15 protein-coding genes are annotated in these 20694 nt (G+C 59.0%); 7 read left to right on the plus strand and 8 right to left on the minus strand.

What is annotated here, in order from left to right:
• From HY298_05270 to HY298_05280, 3 genes are all read right to left on the minus strand, one after another.
• Positions 1-1494, minus strand: a 1494-nt coding sequence (locus HY298_05270) for a hypothetical protein (protein ID MBI3849687.1), incomplete at its 3' end; no start/stop codon positions are given.
• Positions 1495-1527: 33 nt separating this feature from the next.
• Positions 1528-2286, minus strand: coding sequence for a prepilin-type N-terminal cleavage/methylation domain-containing protein (locus HY298_05275; protein MBI3849688.1), 759 nt, complete (start codon positions 2284-2286; stop codon positions 1528-1530).
• 254 nt (positions 2287-2540) lie between these two features.
• Positions 2541-4568 carry an Ig-like domain-containing protein gene (locus tag HY298_05280; GenBank protein ID MBI3849689.1) on the minus strand — a complete coding sequence of 676 codons (2028 nt, stop codon included), beginning with the start codon at positions 4566-4568 and terminating at the stop codon, positions 2541-2543.
• 277 nt (positions 4569-4845) lie between these two features.
• Between HY298_05280 and HY298_05285 the strand changes: the two genes are divergently transcribed.
• On the plus strand, positions 4846-5814 hold the full coding sequence (locus HY298_05285; protein ID MBI3849690.1) for an AraC family transcriptional regulator: 969 nt from the start codon (positions 4846-4848) through the stop codon (positions 5812-5814).
• Here HY298_05285 and HY298_05290 read toward each other — a convergent pair.
• A complete protein-coding gene (locus HY298_05290) occupies positions 5811-7091 on the minus strand; it encodes a sugar isomerase (GenBank protein ID MBI3849691.1) in 1281 nt (426 codons plus the stop codon). The two genes, HY298_05285 and HY298_05290, sit on opposite strands and share 4 nt — an antisense overlap.
• A 30-nt stretch (positions 7092-7121) precedes the next feature.
• A complete protein-coding gene (locus tag HY298_05295; protein ID MBI3849692.1) occupies positions 7122-8168 on the minus strand; it encodes a substrate-binding domain-containing protein in 1047 nt (348 codons plus the stop codon).
• A 17-nt stretch (positions 8169-8185) separates the two neighbouring features.
• On the opposite strand from HY298_05295, the gene HY298_05300 reads away from it, so the two are divergent.
• The 4 genes from HY298_05300 (at position 8186) to rhaT (ending at position 13197) form a co-directional block, all read left to right on the plus strand.
• Positions 8186-8683 (plus strand): hypothetical protein, encoded by a 498-nt coding sequence (locus tag HY298_05300; GenBank protein ID MBI3849693.1) that lies wholly within the window; start codon positions 8186-8188, stop codon positions 8681-8683.
• A 158-nt stretch (positions 8684-8841) separates the two neighbouring features.
• The gene (locus tag HY298_05305; GenBank protein MBI3849694.1) at positions 8842-10575 is read left to right on the plus strand and encodes a hypothetical protein; all 1734 of its coding nucleotides are present in this window, start codon (positions 8842-8844) and stop codon (positions 10573-10575) included.
• Positions 10576-10658: 83 nt separating this feature from the next.
• A complete protein-coding gene (locus HY298_05310) occupies positions 10659-12113 on the plus strand; it encodes an arabinose isomerase (GenBank protein MBI3849695.1) in 1455 nt (484 codons plus the stop codon).
• Positions 12114-12123: 10 nt separating this feature from the next.
• Positions 12124-13197 (plus strand): L-rhamnose/proton symporter RhaT, encoded by a 1074-nt coding sequence (rhaT, locus tag HY298_05315; protein MBI3849696.1) that lies wholly within the window; start codon positions 12124-12126, stop codon positions 13195-13197.
• Positions 13198-13199: 2 nt separating this feature from the next.
• Here rhaT and HY298_05320 read toward each other — a convergent pair whose 3' ends face one another.
• Positions 13200-14624 (minus strand): sulfatase-like hydrolase/transferase, encoded by a 1425-nt coding sequence (locus HY298_05320; GenBank protein MBI3849697.1) that lies wholly within the window; start codon positions 14622-14624, stop codon positions 13200-13202.
• Between the two features lie 182 nt (positions 14625-14806).
• On the minus strand, positions 14807-17935 hold the full coding sequence (locus HY298_05325) for a hypothetical protein (protein ID MBI3849698.1): 3129 nt from the start codon (positions 17933-17935) through the stop codon (positions 14807-14809).
• A gap of 10 nt (positions 17936-17945) precedes the next feature.
• On the opposite strand from HY298_05325, the gene HY298_05330 reads away from it, so the two are divergent.
• Positions 17946-18287: a hypothetical protein gene (locus tag HY298_05330; GenBank protein ID MBI3849699.1), complete on the plus strand. Its 342-nt coding sequence runs from the start codon at positions 17946-17948 to the stop codon at positions 18285-18287.
• A gap of 165 nt (positions 18288-18452) precedes the next feature.
• Here the strand turns inward: HY298_05330 and HY298_05335 are convergent, their stop codons facing one another.
• Positions 18453-18611, minus strand: coding sequence for a hypothetical protein (locus tag HY298_05335; protein ID MBI3849700.1), 159 nt, complete (start codon positions 18609-18611; stop codon positions 18453-18455).
• 212 nt (positions 18612-18823) lie between these two features.
• Between HY298_05335 and HY298_05340 the strand changes: the two genes are divergently transcribed.
• Positions 18824-20680, plus strand: coding sequence for a glycoside hydrolase family 127 protein (locus HY298_05340; GenBank protein ID MBI3849701.1), 1857 nt, complete (start codon positions 18824-18826; stop codon positions 20678-20680).
• Positions 20681-20694 lie beyond the last annotated feature (14 nt).

Here is a 20694-nt window from a genome sequence, read left to right on the forward strand (position 1 = left end):
CGGCGACAGCTCCAAATATGTCACCACTTCCTGCGCAAAATTGTCCGGGCTGCCCGTCGTCCCCGGTATCCCGGGTATCAGCGCGTCGGGCCGGAAATTCCCCACCCCCCCCATCGGCGCCCCCGGACCGTCCTTGTGATAATTGATCACCGTCTCCTCCGTGTACATAAAATTCCCCGGACTGCTCGGCGTGGCGATGTTCGCATACAAATTCGTGCTGTTCGGCATCGTCCGCTGCCCCGACAACTGCAGGTCTGCCCGGCTCACGCTAAACTCGTCGTCTCCCCACGCCCGGTTCGGATCGATCTGAAAAACCTTCACGACAAAACCCGTTGCACTGAGATTGACGGCCCCTGTCGGCGCCGCATAACTCGACGGAATGGTGACGTAGTTGGCCGTCATGAACGACCAGGTGTTGGTCACCGTTCTCACCGGCAACCCGTTGTCGCTGTAAATGAACGTAGCGGTATGCGCCGAACAGGCCGGCGCAATCGTGGCGGGCATGTACGTGACCGTGGTGACCCCGCCCACCTTGTTCGTGGTGGGCGTGACCAACGCGCCGTCCACCCGCAGACTCACCGAAGTGAGTTGGGTGCTCTGATCCACCAGTTCCACTTTGATCGGCGCCTGCGGGGCCGCGTCCACCGCGTTGGGCTTGGGCGAGACCGACCGGGCGTAGAGCTTCAAAACGCTGGCCTCCCGATACGCTTTGATCGCGGACGGATTGGACAGATCGTTGATCAGAATCCGGTTCGTGCCGGACAACGAGTAAAACTCAATTTCGGAAGCTTCACCCCCGTTACGCCCACTCCCTTCCCACCAGAGTAAACGGACGGGGTAGAGGCCGGCTTGTTGGACCACCACCGAGAATTCCGACTCCGTGAGGAACGTCAATCCCGCCGCGCTTTGGACAGCGTTTCGGCCGCCGTCGAACATCGCCACAGGCAGGGCGAAGGCATCTTTGGGATTGGTACCCACGCCGATACTCAATAGAAAACCTTCGTCGCTGTTGACCCCAAGTTGATTTGTCCCCGCCGGCAAATCCAAATACGTCAGAATTTCCGCCACATAATTGTTGTCGCTAAAATTGATCCCCGGAATCCCCGGCGTACTATCGTCCGGCACAAAGTTACCATAATCCCTGACTGCACCCCACTCGCTCAAGTTGATGACGTTCGTAACCACATAGTTGAAACTCGAATCAGCCGGGTTGGGCGTGGCCTCGTTTGCGTAGGGCAACGCCGTCGTCGGATCAATGTAGCCGTCGGCTAGTTCCCGCTCGGCGTTGGCCAGGCTGTTTTGGTTTCCTGGGAACCGGTTAATGAGCAGGGGAAGTTGATGAATCTTGAGCTTGAAACCCGGCAGGTTGGTGTTCACCGAACCGGTTGGGGCGGCCAAACCGGGCGGAATGACGGTTTGCGCCGAAAGCGAAGCCAATCCGAAAATCACGAACAGGCCGAATGCCGCAAACTCAATTTTGGTTTTGGAATGCATAGTGTATTTTGTTTTAGGGTTGATGATTGTAAATTACTGCTTATCCCAAAGCGCCCGTGGATCTCCCTCTCTATACTGAAAGCCAATCTGACTGGCCTTCATGGTCTCCGCGTGGCTATCTACAAATGCCACGAAGGTCCTCTTGTTGTGCCGGTTCACCACACGATAGGGGGAACTGGTATAGTACGGTTCATTGTTGGGGGTTCGGAAATACAGGTTCCAAGGCGCCTTCGTGTCCGGAATCCACTTGTCTGGCTGCCCTTCATGCGGGTTAAGAATCAGATTGGCGTCGGCGGTGGCAACCGTCAGCGCCGGCTTGGCCACCGAGGTTTCCTTGATGAGGCGATCCGGATCGTTCGGCCGGCTGGCGAAAATATACTGGCTGATATTGCGTTCGTTCAGGCCGATGCCAAAGCCATTCGTCAGAGTCACACTGGGACAGCCGTGGACTTTGGTATTTGACCCCAACAGGGGCCGCAGCAGGTCCGGCCACCACGTATTGTCCAGATCGGGGACGATGGCGTTCGTTGGGGCGGGGATCGAGCCGAAGACCAGCGGGCAAAAAATGCCTCCGCTGTCATCGGTGTACATCTTGAATGCGATGCCAATTTGCCGCATGTTGCTCATACAGTTTATCGCTTTGGCCTTGTCTTTAGCTTTGGCCAGCGCCGGTAAAAGCAGTCCCGCTAGAATGGCAATAATCGCAATCACCACCAGCAGTTCAATCAGCGTAAAAGTCCCGCGGCCATGCCATCCTTGGAAACGCGCTCGACAACCAAACATTGTTCGCATAACTCAAAAAATCATAACCGTTCGAGTTCCTGCAAACCGACAAGGACGGGGCGCCAACCCAGATGAGCGCCCCGTCCTGTAACCCAACTCTTCCCTCCCTCGATCCACAACCCTGCGAATCGAGGCCGCGGCGCGAACTACCCAGACCCGCCACAAATCTGAACTTAAGTCGGCCGACTGATTCATTGTCAGATACCCAAGAGGGGGGCCGGAAAAATCTGCCGGCCTCCTCATTGAGTTTGTGCGTTCTCCGCTTATGGAGCCTGCAGCCGGTAATACTGCTGGTCGAGACCGGCTGAGTTGGTCACCTGGTAATTCAAGCCAACGGCGGTGAGCTTGTTGGTGTCGCTTATCCAAGTAGGGGTAGTGAGGTTCGTCGCGGACCGCAAGGTCAGCCCGGCCGGGATGTTGAGTCCGGGCCACGAAAGGACAACATCCGTCCCGTTAGTGGCCAAACTTAAACTCACTGTTGGCACCGGCGCAACCATCGGAATGTTATACTTGGCCGCCAAATAGCGTTGCACTGCGAAGGCGTCCGCCCCCGACAGGCCGGGGTTGTAGATCAGCAACTCGGCAATTTCGCCGCGCATCTTCCCCCCGAAATTTGACGTCGCACCGATTCTGAGCGGTGTACCCTCATCCACGGCCACGAGCGTGCCAAATGTACCCTTGCCTGAGTTCGCCAAACCATTCCAGTAATGGGTCAAAATGTTCGCGCCAGTTTGCCCGACCAGCGAGTTGGTATCCATGCTAAACCCCGCAACCATGTATTTCTGGCGGGGAACCGGGTTCACCGCACTGGTGACGGTGTCAGTAGCCGGCGCGGGTGCATTGCGGGAGGCCCGGAAGATGCCACTGCCGAAACCCGTGATGTAATACGCCATCGGTCTTGACAGTCCGGTCGCCTCATCTTTAGCCCACACCGTACGGGGTCCGCTAGCGGTCATACCAAAGTCGTCAAACTTGATCACGAAAAAGGACGAAACATTGTTGTTGTTGGTGCCGAGTATGTCCGGGTTGTGCGCCACGCTCATAAAATCGGCGTCCGAATTCAGTACGGCACCGTCGAACCGCACTGTCGGCAGTCCGTTCAAAGCGCCAGCCACATACAATGGGGCTTGCGGGTCGTTTGTCTGCTCCGCGTTATTGCCGTTGCCGGATTGGTCAGCCCAGTTCGTAACAGCCCCGCTGGCGTTGGTGACGACGCCCACTCCGGCATCAAGCCATAACTGCAAACCGTTGGTCACGGTTAGCGAGGGAATGGCGCCAGTAACCGTGAGGCTCACGGGGGCAGAAACGGTCGTCTTGTCCCGGTTGTCGGAAGCGACGGCCGTGAAGGTCGCCGTGCCGGGAGTTTGAACACTGACCGTTAGCTGATATGGAGCAATCGTGGCGGAACCCAACAATTGGCCATTAGCGTAAAATCCGACATCTTTGATTGTACCGTCAGGGTCAGCCGCCGTGGCCGTGAGGGTTACGCTGGTCGGCGCGCCAACCGTGGAGCCATCAGCGGGACTGCTGGCCAGGCTGACCGTGGGCGGAAGATTGGTGATGCCGTATTTGGTTTCCAGATAACTGGCCACGCTGAGACGATCTGCCTCGGACAAGGCGGCGCCATAAATCAACAGTTCAGCGATGTAGCCACGCATAAACCCCGCGCCGTTGCCAATTCTCAACGACACCCCGGAAGCGCTAACCACGTCATCGTTGACCTGGGTGAAGATCGTCTGGTCACTGCGGTAAAAAGAAACGTCCGAGCCTGCCTGCTGGAATCCTATCAGGAGGTATTGGCCGGTTTGAAACACAACCTGGCAGTCCTTTACGCTGGGTCGCCGCAGCCGGGGTTTATTATTACTTTCCAAACCGAAATCATTCACGGCAAGCGGGAAGCCCCATATCGAACGTCTTCCGCCGGGGGGATCAAAATTGACGACGGCGAACAAAGCCATGTCGCCGGTGATCGCGATACTGGCGTTGGAGAGAACACTCATTTGGTTGGTACCAAAAAAACGGAGCGCTGGCTTGCCGTTGATGGCGCTGTCAACGAACAGCGGCGCGGCGGCGTCTGCCGCCGTGGCGTTATTGACGTTGGTGGATTGGTCCACCCAGTTGGTCACGCCGCCGGTGGCGTTGGTGGTGGTCGCTGCGCCGGCATCGAGCCACAGTCGCAGGTCGTTGGTCACTGTCAGCGTTTGGGCGTTCAGCGAGACGGTCAAGGCCATCATGGCTACAGACGCCAAGGCCATTACTTTGAGGTGATGAGTCATGTGATGAGTTGTCATTTTACAATGTAGGTTTGAGTTGAGTCAGCATTATGGGCACGCTAATACTCTAAATTAATTTTGGACGAGATTGCAATGGACAGAATGACCAAGTTGTTGCACTTTTTGCTCAACGAGCAAGACAGCCGAACCGGGGGAAGATGAGCACGCGTCGAGTCCAAAGCGGAGTGAATTTAGGCGAAATGGGTCACATCGCCCGGGGTGACTTCTCCATTTACAAGGTGATCGGTTCTGGTAGATTTTGCGCAACCGTTACAAGCATGGGTTTGCGCCGCCAATGAAAGATCGCAGCACTTATTTCCGATACCTGCCGGTCAGTGCGGAGACCCGCGCTTGGGGCAGCTACATGCCCGATGCCGGCTATGCCCTGATTCCGGAGGGTGGCCAATATCCCCCGTGCCGACATCCGGCCGACCATCATTTTACATGGCAGCGGGGACGGGTATTGCGGTCGTACCAGTTCCTGTACATTACCCGAGGCGAGGGGTTCTTTGAATCCCAGCCCAGCGGTCCGTTGGAAATCAAGGAAGGCGATCTATTTATCCTCTTCCCGGAGGTATGGCATCGGTATCGTCCGCACCCGGACACGGGGTGGGACGAGCACTGGGTGGAGTTGGACGGGGACTACATGCGGCGACTGATGCAACGCCCGGAATTCACGCCCCAACAACCAGTGCTGCACGTGGGGCAACATGGGCAGTTGCTGCAGTTGTTCGATGACGCGGTGGAGATTATGCGCCATGAACCGCCCGATTATCAGTTCATTTTGGGGGCGCTGGGCGTGCAGATCATTGCCCAAACCCTTTCGGCCGTGAAACGGAGACGCTTCGAAGGCCGGCCCGTTCAGGAAGTCATTCGCGAAGCCAAGCAACTGCTGGCCCACAAAGGTGCCCGGCCTATGGATCTGGATCTTTGTGCCCGCCAACTGGGCATAAGTTATTCGTCCTTCCGCCGTCTCTTCAAGCTGGAAACGGGCTGCTCCCCCCGGCAGTTCGCCCTGTACGTCTGCTTGGAACGCGCGCGCGACCTGCTGCTCCACACAGACAAGCCCATTTACTTGATCGCGGAAGAACTGGGCTTTGAATCGGCCTCCTATTTCTCGCGCTTTTACAAGCTGAAGGCGGGCACCCACCCGCGAGGGGTTCGCCAAGCGCGAGGCTTAGCCAATGGTCCCGACCGGCAGAAACTTTCGCTTGCTGTTTCTCCAATACTCAAAGAGTTTTCACATGGTCCCGCGATGGGTTAACATCGTTCGTGCGCCTTCTCCTTGCGATAGCCGGAACGACGATATACTGCGAGCGGATCAACCGCCGCGCCGCATTGGCGACGAACCTCGGCGAGAATGGGCGACACATCGGTCTCGTACGCGACCTTGAGCGTGCGTTCAGCCAGCACCACATCATTCGCTTCCTGGTACGCGGCCAGCGCCGCGCGATCCACCAGCAGCGCCTTCGTAAATGCGCGATGAATCTCGACGGCCGAGAGTATGAGGTCTTCAATCGGGTCTTTGAGGTTGTGCGATTGATCGATCATGTAGGCGGGTTGAAAGCGTGGGCGGAATTTCTTCACTTGCGGATCGCGGGCGGCATCAACCAGTTCGTTGAAGATGAGAAACAGTTGGTAGGGTTTGATCGAGCCGGCGGACAGATCATCGTCGGCGAACTTGGAGTCGTTGAAATGAAAACCACCGAGCCGGTTCGCCGCGATCAACCGCGCTACGACCTGTTCGACATTGCAGTTCGGCAGATGATGGCCGAGATCCACGAGACACGCCGCCTTCGGTCCAAGCGCCTGCGCGATCATCAGCGACGCGCCCCAATCTTGAACCACGGTCGAGTAGAACGCGGGTTCAAACGGTTTGTGTTCCGTGAACAGCCGCCAGTTTTTTGGCAGCGCCGAGTAGATTTCACGGAGTGAATCAATGACCCGCTCCAGCGCGCGGCGCAGAGGTTGTTGGCCGGGAAAGCTGCCGCCATCAGCCAGCCACACAGTCAGGGCCTTTGATCCCAGCGCGTTCCCGATTTCAACGCATTCAAGATGATGTTCGATGGCTTGACGGCGCACGGCGCGGTCGGTGTGAGACAGTGAGCCAAACTTGTAGGAATGCTTTTGGCCAGGTTGATCCTGGAATGTATTGGAGTTAACCGCGTCGAAGCCGAGACCGAGCTCCTTCGCTTGACGCCTGCACGCCGCCGAATCGATCGGCTTGTCCCACGGAATGTGGAGCGAAACGCGCGGTGTGATGCCGGTGAGATCATTGACCACCGAGGCATCGAACATTCTTTCTTCAACGTTCCGCGGCTCGCCAGCGATGGGGAAGCGACCGAACCGCGTTCCGCCTTGAGAAAATCCCCACGAAGGCAAGGCCACCGTGAATCGAGCGGACTCGGTGGTTAAGCTTTTTATATCAATGCCGCGCCGGGCCAGCATTTCGCAGAGCGCACGAAAGTCTTGTTGATGCGATTTTGCCACCGTCTTGTTCGCAGTGGCAATCAGGTCAGGGGCTATTCTTTGCATGAGCAGGGAACGGAGCATGCCTGGTGCGTTACAAAATCACAAGCCCAAATCATACTTGTCGATGTTTTCCTTCGTGAATCGGATCGGGTCAGCCATGATGACGGTCTTCGCGTTCTGCTTGCTGATGACAATCTTGCCATGACCGGAAATTTCCATTCCATCACTCAACGCGTGTCCATCGGCCAACGCCTTGGCCAATCGCACTGTGAGCGCGCCCAACTCCCGCGGGTCCCACAGATAGAATGACTGCAATACGCCATCCTTGATATAAGGACGCATCTTGCCAGGCGTGGAGTTGCCGGTGATGGCGACCTTGCCGATTTTTCCCGCGCGCTTCACGGCTTCGGACGCGCCGGGGACGGAGTTGGAATCGAAGGCAATAATGCCTTTCAGGTTCGGATAGGCGTTCAACAGCGTTTCGATTTTTTGTCGCGCGAAATTCTCGTCCTCCTTCGTGACTTCCGTGGCGACAAGTTTAAGCTTTGGATATTTTTCTTTGGCGCGGGCCTCGGCGTAGCGTCGCCACGTGTTGAGATTGGCGGCGTCGAGACTGGCAATCGCGATGGCCCACTTGCCTTCTTCTGCCATTTGCTGAGCCAGGTCGTCCATCAGCCGCTCACCCAAAACTTTTTCATCAACCTGATTGACGAAGAGGTCTCGCCCGCTCTCCGGCGCGTCGCTGTCCCAGGTCAACACCTTGATGCCCTGCGCCTGCGCTTTCTCGACGAAGCGGCGAATGGTCTTCGGCTGGTTCGGTGCGATGCAGATGGCGTTCACGCCTTGGCGAATCCACGTGTCGATGAATTTGTTTTGCTCCGAGCCGCTCGGTTCGGTTGGGCCGTCGTAAATCAGCGTCACGCCCAATTCATCGGCTGCCTTGCTCGCGCCGCGTTTGCAGGCGTCGAAGTAATCGATGTTGATCAACTTCGGCAACAGGGCGATGACGACTTTGCCGTCGGACTTTTTGGGCGCGTTGCTAGAGGAAGATGGTTCCTCCGAAGCCCTTTTCTCGCCGCACCCCACCATGAGGACGGCCAAAGCGAGCGTGGAAGAAAGGAGAAACGTGCGAAGCTTCGATTGCATGGCGTCAGTGTTTAACCGTGTTCATCGCCGGTTTCAATCCTGTTTTACTCAGAAGGGCATACTGCCCCCGTAGCGTAGGTGTCCAAACCTGCTGTATCGCCGATTTCCAAATCGGCAGCGAGTTGAAACCCTCCGTATTTTCAGGAGGCTGTCACGGGCGCCATCATTATCGGCGTGATTGGACTGGACTGCGCGCTGCATCGCCGCCGCAAACTGCTGGAGGAACTCGCGTGAAGCAATGCATTTTGCCAATGCTGCTACTGGTGGAAATCGCTTTCTTCACCGCAATCGGCGGGACAACGTTCAATTCCTCCAGCGACTTGATTAACTACTTCAAGAGCTATTTCGCCGATCTGCTAACACAATCGACGCCGGTGTTATTGGTTGCGTTCGGAATGACGCTGGTGTTGATGACGTCGGGCCCGGTTTGGCCGACTCGCTGGTTGAGCGAAAAATGCAACAACTTGGTCATTCTGTCCGTTGCAATCCCGCCAACAAGTGATTTAGAATATTAGCGTGCCGAAACTGACTCAACGCAAACTCACATCGCAAAATGACAGCTCATTCCATTATCCACCCCAAACTAGCGGCCATGGCGTCTGAAACCAGCGTGGCTTTGGTTCGCAACTGACGAAATTTTAACCTATAAATCTGAACAGCCCAAACAAACAAAATGAAAACTTACTCACTTCGGATCGTCGGCAGCATCGGGATGGCGGTATGCACCTTTGCGATTTTTTTCCCGCTCCCCGACACGACCGCCCAGTTCACAGTCGTCAATGCAACGGAGTCGTTGGCGAACCTGACAGGCGGCGATCCCGCCCAGTGCGAACAGCTATTGACTGACCTAACGGGAAGTGATCCAGCTACCTTGTTGGAAGGTCTCACGGCTGCCGAGGCGGAAGAGTTGATGGAACTGGTGGCCAACTTGACCGGCCTGGGTCAAAGCACGCCGCTAGGCTCACACAGCGTCGGCGTGGCGAAACCGAAGTTTCGCAAAATGGCGGGCGACCTGGAAAAGCTCATGCCGGATCATCTCTGGTACGGGAATCTGGTGCCACTGATCTTCTACGCCACCGAGGAGCGGACTCCGGGCGAGGTCGTCTCGTGGTTTACCAGCCATTCTCAGCTTTCGAGTGGAATGTATCTGGCCGCCGAATCGTTTCGGTATGCGGTGGCGAAGCACAATAAAAACGGCGCAAAAAACCACGGACAGGGGGTCGTCTGGGACCATGAAGTGAAGCGGGCGAAGGCCAGGATTGACGAACTGCTGACGGGGACTCACCGGGCTATCAACATTGCGAAGAATTGGAAGGGCGCCACCGTCAACGGTGAGCCGGGCATGCTCTTCCGTTTCACTTGGGAAGAGAATAGTCCGATCCCCTTGGGAGGCGCTCAACATGGTATTTATCTCCTGCCTTGGGACGACGGCAAGAAATATTGGTGTCTGGACAACGTTAGCCGCGACATGTACGATGGGGTCATCTTCGGGCTACTCGTCACGTTTGACCTCGTCGGCCCTGACGACCCCGTGTTACAGGCGGTCGTCCGCGACGACATCGTCGCGATGGCTGACTACTATGTGCGCCACGGCTGGTGCATTGTGTATCCGGTGGCGCCAAACACGGAACCGGTTAATCCCAATCCGCTCTTTGTTACTGAGCCTGCGGCCCGACTGCGCATGGTCCACGCGGCGCGCCATGTGGCCCGAGCGGCCGGGACGTTGGCGGATCGGGCCAAGTGGGATGCGATTTGGGCCGAGGAATGGACAACCCAAGAGCCATTTATCGGACCGGGCTATACGGGTTCGAAGCCCCACGATACCTACTACGGTTTCAATTTTTCCCATTTGAGAAATTACGATCTCATCATGTATGAAAACGATCCGGGGGTACGTGCCGGGTTTAGGCGAGACTTCGCCATTATGGACGCAACGACGAGAGATGACGTTAATGCCCATTTCGAAGCCATTACCTACGCGATGACCGGCGAGCCGGGCCGGCTGGATTTGGCGGTAACGCATCTGGGGGACTGGCTCACGTATCGGGACCGGTGGTACGAAACGAAAAGTAACAGCAGCCGCTGCGGGACGGACATAGAGTGTATCCCGGAGGATCAAGTCACCTACGATCAAAAGCTGCCCGATGGATCGACGGCCTCGCTCGTCGTACCCGGCTCGAGCGCTACGAAGCGATCGGCGTATCCGCTGCCTGTTGGCCAGCGCCATGGCCAGTATTTCATCTGGCTCCGCAGCCCCTACACTCTTGATCAACCCGCAAATACCCTCACAGGTCGTGCCGCAGGGCATGATTTCTTGCTGCCTTATTATATGCTCCGTTACTACACCGAGGTGACACTGCCGCCGTTTGATCCTCTGCCCTCTTACGCGGGGCCGACGATTCGGTAACAGGAATGGGAGTCGTTCGCCCGAGTTTTAACCTGAAAACCGGGGTCTGATCCCCCAGCAGCCGCAAAACGCGGTCCGTAACCATGGTCGGAACACCGAAGACCAACCGCTTGAAAAGAGCTTTGCGGGTTGGGCTGTTCGGCATCGGCCTCGACGCCTATTGGCCACAGTTCAAAGGACTGAAAGAACGGCTCGAAGGCTACGTTCAAGTGGTCCATGAGCGGCTGAAACGTCCGGTGGTCGAGATTGTCAATCTCGGTCTGATTGACACGCCGTCGAAGGCGCTCGCAGCCGGACACCGTTTTCGGCGGGAGGACGTGGATCTGATTTTCCTCCACGTCACGACTTACGCGTTATCTTCGACGGTGCTGCCGGTCGTGCAGCGCGCCAAAGTACCGGTCATTATCCTGAATCTTCAGCCCGCGCCGGCCATTGACTACGCCGCGTTCAACCAAATGGGCGACCGCACCGCGATGACGGGTGAATGGCTGGCGCATTGCGCGGCTTGTCCGGTGCCGGAGACCGCCAACGTTTTCAACCGCGCCCGGATCGAATTCCATCAGCTCACCGGCATGTTGCAAGACGATCCGGCGTGCTGGAACCAGGTGGACGCGTGGATCAAGGCCGCGCGAGTCGCCAACGTGATGTTCCACAACCGGCTCGGCTTGATGGGCCATTACTACGGCGGCATGTTGGACATCTACTCGGACCTGACCCAGCACTGCGCGACGTTCGGCGGGCACATGGAAATCATCGAGGTGGATGAACTGGCCGCGCTCCGCCGCGAAGTCACAGCCGCGCAGATCAAGTCCCGCATCGCCGGGTTCAAAAAGGTTTTCGACGTGCAACCTGACTGCGCTGAAAACGAATTGGCGCGCGCCGCGAAGACTTCCGTTGCGTTGGATCGCCTCGTTGCAGAACACGGCCTCGGCTCGCTGGCTTACTACTACCTGGGCACGGGCAACGCTGAGAACGAAGACGCCATCAGTTCCATCATACTCGGCAATTCGCTTTTGACCGCGCGTGGAATCCCCGTCGCCGGCGAATACGAAGTGAAGAACGTTCAGGCCATGAAAATCATGGACGCGTTTGGCGTCGGCGGCTCGTTCACGGAGTATTACGCGATGGATTTCAACGACGACGTGGTGCTCATGGGCCACGACGGGCCAGGGCACATCAAGATTGCGGAAGGGAAAACCAAAGTCCGCCCGCTCAAAGTTTATCACGGCAAAGTCGGTCGCGGCCTGTCCGTCGAGATGTCCGTGAAACACGGCCCGGTCACGTTGCTCTCCGTGGTGCAAACCGTGGACGGCAAATTAAAATTCCTCGTGGCCGAAGGCGAATCTGTTGCTGGTCCAATTCTTGAAATTGGAAACACAAACAGCCGTTATCGCTTTTCAATCGGCGCGCGCAAATTCGTAAATGACTGGAACGCGCACGGCCCGGCGCATCACTGCGCCGTCGGCGTTGGCCACATCGCCGACAAGATTGACAAGCTCGGTCAGTTGCTTGGTATCGAGACCGCGCGTGTCTGTTAAACTTCCAATTATGAATCCATTCCTCGGCGTGGTTTACCACTGGATCGGCGGGCTGGCGGCCGGAAGTTTTTATCTGCCGTTTCGCGGCGTGAAAAAATGGTCGTGGGAAACCTACTGGCTCGTCAACGGCGTGTTCAGTTGGATTCTCGCGCCGCTCGTGATGGCGTCGCTGCTGGTGCCGGACGCGCTGGACATTTTGCGCCACGCGGACAGTGGCGCGCTGGGCTGGGCATATTTCTGGGGCGCGATGTGGGGCATCGGCGGGCTGACGTTCGGGCTTTCAGTGCGTTACCTCGGCATTGCGCTGGGCTACGGCATCGCGCTCGGTTTTTGCGCCGCGTTCGGCACGCTGATCCCGCCGGCCTACTTCGGTGAACTTGGAAGAATCGCCGGCGAAACTTCCGGCCGCTTCGTCCTGCTCGGCGTGGCGGTCTGCCTCGGCGGAATTTTCGCCAGCGGCCTGGCGGGAAAATCCAAGGAGGGCGAACTGAGCGCGGAGCAGAAAAAGGCGCACGTTGCGGAGTTCAATTTTCTCAAGGGCGTGATGGTCGCCGCGTTCGCCGGTGTGATGAGCGCGTGCATGAGCTTCGCGTTCGCCGCAGGAAAACCGATCGCGGCGGCGGCGAAGGCCAGCCTCCTTGCGCACGGACGTTCCGACGTGTGGCAGAATCTCCCGCTGCTAATCGTCATCCTGCTCGGCGGCTTCACGACGAACTTCTTCTGGTGCGTCATCCTCAACGTGAAAAACAGATCCGCGCGCGAGTACCTCGACGCCGCGACGCCGCTGCCGTTGAACTATATCCTCTCTGCGCTGGCCGGCGTCACGTGGTATCTGCAATTTTTCTTTTACGGCATGGGCACGACGAAGATGGGCAAATACGATTTCTCCAGTTGGACTTTGCACATGGTCAGCATCATCATCTTCAGCACGCTCTGGGGCGTGGTGCTGAAGGAATGGCGCGGCACGAGCAAAAAGACCCACGCGCTCATCGCCGTCGGGTTGGCGGTGTTGATTTTGTCCACGCTCATCATCGGCTACGGCAATTTTCTCAAAGCTCGCGCTAGCCGTGACCGAGTCAATTGATGTCATCGGACTACATACGGCGCGGCCGGTTCATCATGGGTTTCCTCCACCCACTGGCGCAGCATCTGCCGGTGCTGCTCCAGCGCTGCCTGGTAAGTCGGATTCTCCGCAAGGTTTTTCATTTCGCCGGGGTCTTTGTCCAAGTCAATCAACTGTTCCCGGTGTTTCCCTGAGTCATAGATGCTGTACTTGTAACGCAGCGACCGCAGCGACCGACCGATTTCGCTCTCGACTACCAGTTGGTCGCGCCAGGATCGCGGCTTCCGGCCTTCCGCCAGCGGCCTGACGCTGCGGCCCGGAAGGCCCGACGGCAGGGCGATGCCCGCGTAATCACACAGGGTTGGGGTCAAGTTCAGTCCGTTGGAAACCAGATGTTCTTTGTCCACTAGCCCGGGCTTGGTCACGCCTTTGAAACTGACGATGAATGGAATCCGCGTGGCCTCTTCGTAGAGAACGCATTTGTGCTCCAAGCGATGGGCCGAGTCCATGTCGCCGTGATCACTGGTGAAGACAATCAGGGTGTTCTTCTCCAGCCCCGCAGCGCGGAGAGCTTGAAGAAGTTTGCCAATTTCGGCGTCCACCCGCTCCGTCAGCCGGGCATAGGCCCAGCGATGCAATCGCCAATCCTCGTCGCCCCAGTGCCGGCGCACATAGACGCGGGAGGGCAGCTCCCGCCGCGCATTTGTTTCAATGACTTCCGCCTCTAAGGCCGGGATCTCATGATTCGACGGGAGCGGCGGACACAGCTTCCGAAAAAATTCCTCCGGGGAAATGTTGGCCGGCAACCGCATCGCCTCGGCCAAATTCTGGGCCGAACGTCCGGCGTACACCTTTTCGCCCTGACTTCGCGCGCAGTCATTGATCGCCATCATGCAGATGTCGTGCGGGTTGATGAAGGACGCCACCAGCAAAAAAGGCTTCTCCCGTTTGCGCCGGATGAAATCCGCGCCGTCATCCGCCAGCCCCATCCCAATCTCCTTGGAGATGTAATCGAAGCCGATTTCTTCCAGGCTCATCGGCAAGTGCACCTTGCCGCCGTAGGCCGCGTCGTAACCGGCGTTCCGGAAGAGCCGGCCCAAAGATCGCTCCAAGATCGTTGCGGGCACTTTCAACTTGGGGGCATCCTTGTTGCTGGGGACATCCTGGTTGAACCTCAGACCGATCGTGCTGGGCATGAGACCGGTCATCAGGCTGAAGCGCGACGGCTCGCAAACCGGGTTGGCGCAATACGCCCGTTCGAACCGTGCGCCCGCCCGGGCCAGACTGTCCATCGCGGGCGTTTTCAAATACTTGTTGCCCGCGCACCTCAACATGCCCGCATGCTGTTGGTCGGTCAAAATCAGCAGGATGTTGGGCCGCTGGCCGGACGGCATGCCGGCCGCCGCCGCCGCGTTGACTTCGCCGACCAAGCCGGCCGCTGAAATCAACAGAAACGGGATGATGGATGAACGATTTATTGAGTTGGATGCTGCCAGGCAGCGGCACTTTCTGTAAAGCCACGGACAGGCGTCAAGTGCGTAACGCCATGCGTGAGTCTCCGGCCTTACGAGTTGAACTGAAAAAAGCCTTGCTGCCGTCGGTGCGCAGCAACTCGGATCGAAAGCGAAATTCAGCGCGTGGAGGGCTGAGCTTCGGCCTTGATGCGCACCGGTCCCAGCAAACCGGAGTGGAGGTGCTCAGCTTCCCGCAAAATGCTCCCGTCATGCCACCAGCGATTGAACTGTCCGGGAATGGCCGAATCGAAGATGTCCCAGCGCATCCGGTTGGCCAGAAGATTGGCGGCCACCACGACCAGTTCGTTCTTCCCGGTCGTCGCGAAGCGCGTGATGTCCACTTCATACGGCGGCCAGGCGAGGCTGCCGGCCAACTTGCCGTTGAGCCACACTTCGCCGGTGTAACAAAGTTCGCCCAGGTCCAGCTTCAGCTTGCGACCGGCGTAGGCTGCGGGTAGGCCGAAGGTCGTTCGATAGACGCCGCGCCCCGAATACCAGTCCAGCCCGAGTGCCTGCCAATCGCCCAGTTCGGCTCGCGCCGGCTGGCAACGAAACACCAGCGGCGCTTGCAGGCCATCTTCGGCACGCTCGATCCGCACGCGGAGGCTGATGACGGAATGTGGCGCGGGCTTTTCGGGCAGCGTGAGCGGACCCGAAGCGGGCACCACGAACGGACGATTGTTCAGAAAGATTTCCCAATCGCCGCGAATGTCCGGCCGCTCCAGCGACCGCGCGCCTGGCGGAAGAACTGCGCGATACCAGATCACCGCCGGCAACGTTTGCGGTTTTCCGCGCAAGGGCATTTCGCCCCACTTGCCGAAGGGCGGGAAAGCGAACTCGAAGGCGGGCAGCCAGTCAGTCGCCTGCGTCCGAACCTGCCACTTCCGGTCCGTCCGGATCGCCACAGTTTTTCCAGCCCCGCCGCTGATCTCGCCCTGCGCCAGCAGATAACCGCCGTCTTTTACGGTGATGGCGATGGTGTTTTTGCCGTGCTTCAACGGCAACGTCTCCAGCGTCACCGGCGTGGCGGAGTTCGTTCCTACGGCAACGAGTGCGTCGTTGATGAAACACTCGAAGGATTCATCGGCGGCGAGCGTGAGCCAGGCGCCGGACGGCTCGAACGGCACATCAAAGGTTTTTTGGAAATGAAGTTCCGGTCCGCCCAACTCGCCTTGAAAGTCCTGATGGATGTAGCGCGTGATCCAGGCCGCATCCCAAGCCGAGAGGTAACGCTCCGCGCCGCGCTGCGGGTTCAGCGTGTCCACGATTTTGATCCGCCGCCAGTCCGACTCGTTGCTCTTGCCGGGTGGGTGGCCGCGTTCGATGCGCAGATCCATGACGGGCAATTCCACCCTTGTTTCGCCGGGGTCGGGCTTCCAAACGTAATCCAGTTCCGTGGGTGCGACTTGAAAGGTCCACGGACCTTTCACCGCCAGCGGCGGGGGTGAAGCGCTCCCGCTCGGACGATCGGCTTTGCCGGCGCTCGTCGTGCCAGCGCCGTGATTGAACACGAGGTAACTGCCTTCCCACGATTTGCGTTCGAGGCGCAGCGTTGTGTGGGTGGAGGACTGCGTTGTGGCGGACACAGCAGTGCTGTCACCCGTCGCCGGGTCCCAGCGTTCCACCGTCCCGGTCGCCGCGAATTGAATCGTCCATGCGCCCGCGCGTTTTTCTGAATTGACCAGCCAGTACACATGGCGCTCGCCAACGCGGCGATGCACGCAGCGCAGCGTCTCGCGTTCGCCGGACAGCACGCGGACATTCGGCGCCAATTCCTTTCCCAAACGCGCCAACAGTTCCGCGCCGTCGGCCCCTGGCCGGTCGCCAAAAAGTTCCCGGGAGATGCGGATGACTTCCGGATCCTCCGCTCCGTTCTCCGCGGAATGGCGCGGCGTCACGCCGACGGCGATGACTTTCAACCCGCCGTGTGACAACTCCAAAATCCGGCGATACGCCGCGAGCGACACGGTGCGCGCCGCCGGCAACAGCAGGACACGATAGGATTCTTTCCCGATTTTCACCCGGCCATCCGGCACCGGCGCCGCCTGAAGTAAACTATCCGTGTCCACCAAGTCGCAATCAATCTGTTGTCGCAGCAGGCGGTCCACCAGTTGTTCGGTGGCGGGCCGGTTGCGCGTATTCGTGGTCGCCAGGCCCGGCACGACCGGCGTGGCGAGGCCGATAATTTCGGGTGCCACCAGCTTGGCGAGGCCGGGGATCTCGACCGGCGGACTGACCTGGAATCCGCGACTCCAAACGTCCTCCACCGGATAGAGAATCACCACGTCCGCCACGTGTTCGCCCTGCCGGCCCATGAAGGAAACCCGGCGCGTGTAATCCGCGAGGTGGCGGAAGTATTTCCAATACGGATTCTGGTAGAACCACGAGTTGGGCCAGTCATCCATCGTCGCCGGCTGATCCATCGAGTAGTGAAACAGGTGGAAGATGAAAAAGTTGACTCCATAGACGGAAAGCATGTTCACGCCGTAACGGGTCTGGTCCAGCGTGATGGCCCAGCCGGCCCCGCCGAGCGATTCCGCCGCGGCGCGCTCCCGGCCATAGACGTGGCTGACGGAACTGAGTTGCTTTGGCTTCCACGAGCCGATGACGCGCGGGAAGGTATAGCGAAAGTCCTCGTTGTCGGTGCCGGGAATCTGCGCGTGTCGCCAGGTGCGGAAATAGTCGCCCTCGTCTCGGAGGTTGCGGAATGCCTCCAGCGTATGTCCCGTCAATTGCAGGTGATGCCGGTCGCACCAGGCGGAGATTTGCTTGAACCAGGCTTCTTCAAAAAGTTGGGTGTACACTTCAAAGTAGTCGCAACGCACTTTGATCGTTCGTGGCCCGCCGTCGAAGTAAAGGAGCGGCAGCGAGGTTGCCAGGTCGTAGCCTTTGACCCGCCGGAATCGTTCCGCCAGTAGCGGGTCCCAGGCGACCGCCGTGTTCCCGATTTCGTCGAAGAACGAACCGGGAATCGTCTTGCCGAAATCTTCGCCGAACTGTTTGGCGTATTCCTCGTAAGTGTTGTCGAGGAACTCGCGGACGGTGGCCGGGTTGAGATAATTTGGCTTGGCCCCATCGCCGTAATTGAGCCGGAAGACGCTCACGCGCCATTCGCCCGGCGGCACCTCCCAGATGCCGCTGCCGTCCGATAGATTCAGCGTCGTCAGGTTGGTCAATGAAGCGGCTTCGAGGCGGTTGGTTCCCCCGCCCGCCCGCCGCGCCGCTCGGCCATTTGTCCTCGTCATAAATCCAGCTTTGGAACCCGACCTTCTTCGCGTGCTCGACGCTGGCGCGAACGCCGTTCCAGAAACCGTCGGAGAAATACGGCGTTTCGCTTTCGTCCAATCCGGCGCGGGCGTGCATGAAGGCGCCATAGACTCCCTGCTGCACCATCTGGTCAATCTGCCAGGTGAGTTTCTCCGGCTTCAAAGTGTCGTTCCAGGACCAGAACGCCATCAGGCTGCATTCGCGCGGCGGGTCGCGGAAGTGTTCCTTGAGTGGGTCGGCGGCAGCGAACACCGGCCACGTTCCCGCCAAGACGGCGAGCCAGACGGCAGCACGCATTGTGCGACGCTCGGTTCGATCGGTCATGGGTGACTTATGGGAACCTCCGAAAACTGCTTTTCGGAGTCGGGTTGAGGTTGGCGGTTCGGTTTTCGGTGTGGCTGGATTCATGGCGGCTCCTGCGGCGGATGTTTTCCTGACAGTTAATCTTTTGTGGTTAATTGATTTTCGGTTATTTCTGGATTTGATCTTCGCTTTTCAGGCGGCGGTCCGTGGCAGTCCCGATTCGGAATCGGGATTCGTAGCGGGCCAGGTTGTCATCAGGTTGATCAAGCCAATCGCCGCCGCCTGACACCGCCGCCCAAGCATCACTGCCAAAGCAAGGAATGTCGTCAACGGAATTGATTGCGTTTTCACATTATTAACTTAAGCGAAAAAAAACACGGGACTATATTGACTACCCGTTTACGTTCGTCAACGCCTTGCTTCCCCAAGCCCCCGGCTCCGACTCCTCACTTTCTTTGCCGCGGCCCGTAGGCGGGCGGGCGGTAATCTTTGAGGTGGACAAGGTCCGAGAACTTTGCGATGGAGGGATGTTTGCGGCAACCTCGACCGAAAGAAGCACAACCATGAACCAACTCGTTTTTGCTCGCGTCCGACCTCCTCGCCAATCGTGGCTGCAGCTGCTCGGTGGTTTGGCCGCCGCCTGTTGCGTGACCACGGCCAGTCTGGCTGCGGACGCCCTGACCCCGCTCAACCTGCGCGACGTTCAAGTCGGCGGCGAGATCGGACGGCGCATCACCATCACGATCACCAACAACTTGCTGGTGCTGGACGCTGACCACGACTTTCTGGCTTCCTTCAAGGCCAAGACTAACGAAGGCGGTTACATCGGCCTCGGCAAATTGATTGATGCCACCGTGAAGTTCGCCGCCGAAACCGGCGATCCGCGCGTGCTCGCGTTGAAGCAGCACCTCGTTGACGAGACGATCAAGGCGCAGGCACCCGATGGCTACCTCGGCCAGCTCGCGCCCGCCCAACGCGTGCGGGGATTCTGGGACATTCACGAGATGGGTTACGTGATCTGGGGTTTGCTGACGGATTACAAGTATTTCGGCGACGAAAGGTCGCTGGCCGCCGCGCGCAAAGGGGCGGATTATCTCCTGCGCAATTGGTCCACGCTCCCGCCGGATTGGGGGCATAAGATCGGCGTGGCCCCGTATGTGGCCGTCACTGGCCTCGAGCGCACGATGCTCGCCCTGCACCGCCAGACCGGCGCGGCGCCGTATCTCGATTTCGTCACGAAGACGCGGGCGCTGCCCGAGTGGGAACTGCCCATCGTCATCGGGCGCCGCCCCGGCATCGAAGGTCACATCTACGCCTACCTGGCGCGCTGCCTCGCGCAACTTGAGCTTTACCGCCACCAACCCGACCACCGCCTGCTCGGCCAGACGGATCGCGCGCTCGATTTCATGCTGAACCATGACGGCCTGCAAATCACCGGCGGCGCCGGCCAGTGCGAGATTTGGACCGACGACCAGGACGGACGCGGCGATCTCGGCGAAACCTGTTCCACGGCGTATCAACTCCGCGTCTATGACAACCTGCTCCGGCTCCGCGGGGACGCGCGCCTAGGCGATCTCATCGAACGTACGATCTACAACGCGCTCTTTGCCGCGCAATCGCCCGACGGCCGCCGCCTCCGCTACTTCTCGCCGACGGAAGGCGGGCGCGTTTATTTTCCGCTGGACACCTATTGCTGCCCGTGCAACTTCCGCCGCATCGTGGCCGAGCTGCCCGCGATGGTATTTTACCGCGCTCACGACGGCCTAGCCGTGAACCTCTACACGACGGCCGAGGCGAAGTTGTCCGTCGGCAAGAACGTGCCGCTCACGATCCGGCAGGCAACCGATTACCTGAACTCAGGGCGCATCCGGCTGCAACTCGATCCCGCGCGACCGGTGAAGTTTCCGCTACAACTCCGCATCCCCGCCTGGGCGCGCGGCGCAAGCGTGACCGTCAATGGCCGGCCCGCCAAAGGCGCTGGGCAGGCAGGCAGGTTCTTTGCATTGACGCGCGAATGGAAGTCCGGCGACGAGGTCTCGCTCAACCTGCAGATGTCCTGGCGACTGGTGAAGGGCCGTCAACGCCAGGCCGGGCGCGTGGCCGTGATGCGCGGCCCGCAACTCTTCTGCCTCAATCCCGCCCAGAACCCCGCCATCGCCAAACTCGACGGCACCGAACTGGGCTACCTCGCGCTCGATCCCGCGTCGCTGACGGACCCGGTGCCGAGCGACGTCGTGCGCCCCGAGGGCCTCGGCTGTCGCGTGAAAGCCTGGAAGGCCGGCTTCGGCATCGAAAAGAAAGCCGACTTCACGCTGACGCTGACCGAGTTCCCGGACCCCGACGGCAAGGCCACTTATTTCCGGCTCCGCGATTTCAGTGTCGCGGTGGATGACGAGTTGCTGGCCGGGAAAAGCAAGTGAACTCAAAAGCGAAC

This window comes from Verrucomicrobiota bacterium (genome assembly GCA_016200005.1).
Taxonomy (GTDB): Bacteria; Verrucomicrobiota; Verrucomicrobiia; order Limisphaerales; family PALSA-1396; genus PALSA-1396.

Bases quoted from the DNA above. Each gene is read 5' to 3' on its own strand.
- rhaT (MBI3849696.1), top strand. From the start codon at position 12,124: ATGAATCCATTCCTCGGCGTGGTTTACCACTGGATCGGCGGGCTGGCG.
- HY298_05340 (MBI3849701.1), top strand. From the start codon at position 18,824: ATGAACCAACTCGTTTTTGCTCGCGTCCGACCTCCTCGCCAATCGTGG.
- HY298_05305 (MBI3849694.1), top strand. From the start codon at position 8,842: ATGAAAACTTACTCACTTCGGATCGTCGGCAGCATCGGGATGGCGGTA.
- HY298_05275 (MBI3849688.1), bottom strand. From the start codon at position 2,286: ATGCGAACAATGTTTGGTTGTCGAGCGCGTTTCCAAGGATGGCATGGC.
- HY298_05295 (MBI3849692.1), bottom strand. From the start codon at position 8,168: ATGCAATCGAAGCTTCGCACGTTTCTCCTTTCTTCCACGCTCGCTTTG.
- HY298_05285 (MBI3849690.1), top strand. From the start codon at position 4,846: ATGAAAGATCGCAGCACTTATTTCCGATACCTGCCGGTCAGTGCGGAG.
- HY298_05325 (MBI3849698.1), bottom strand. From the start codon at position 17,935: ATGACGAGGACAAATGGCCGAGCGGCGCGGCGGGCGGGCGGGGGAACC.
- HY298_05280 (MBI3849689.1), bottom strand. From the start codon at position 4,568: ATGACAACTCATCACATGACTCATCACCTCAAAGTAATGGCCTTGGCG.
- HY298_05310 (MBI3849695.1), top strand. From the start codon at position 10,659: ATGGTCGGAACACCGAAGACCAACCGCTTGAAAAGAGCTTTGCGGGTT.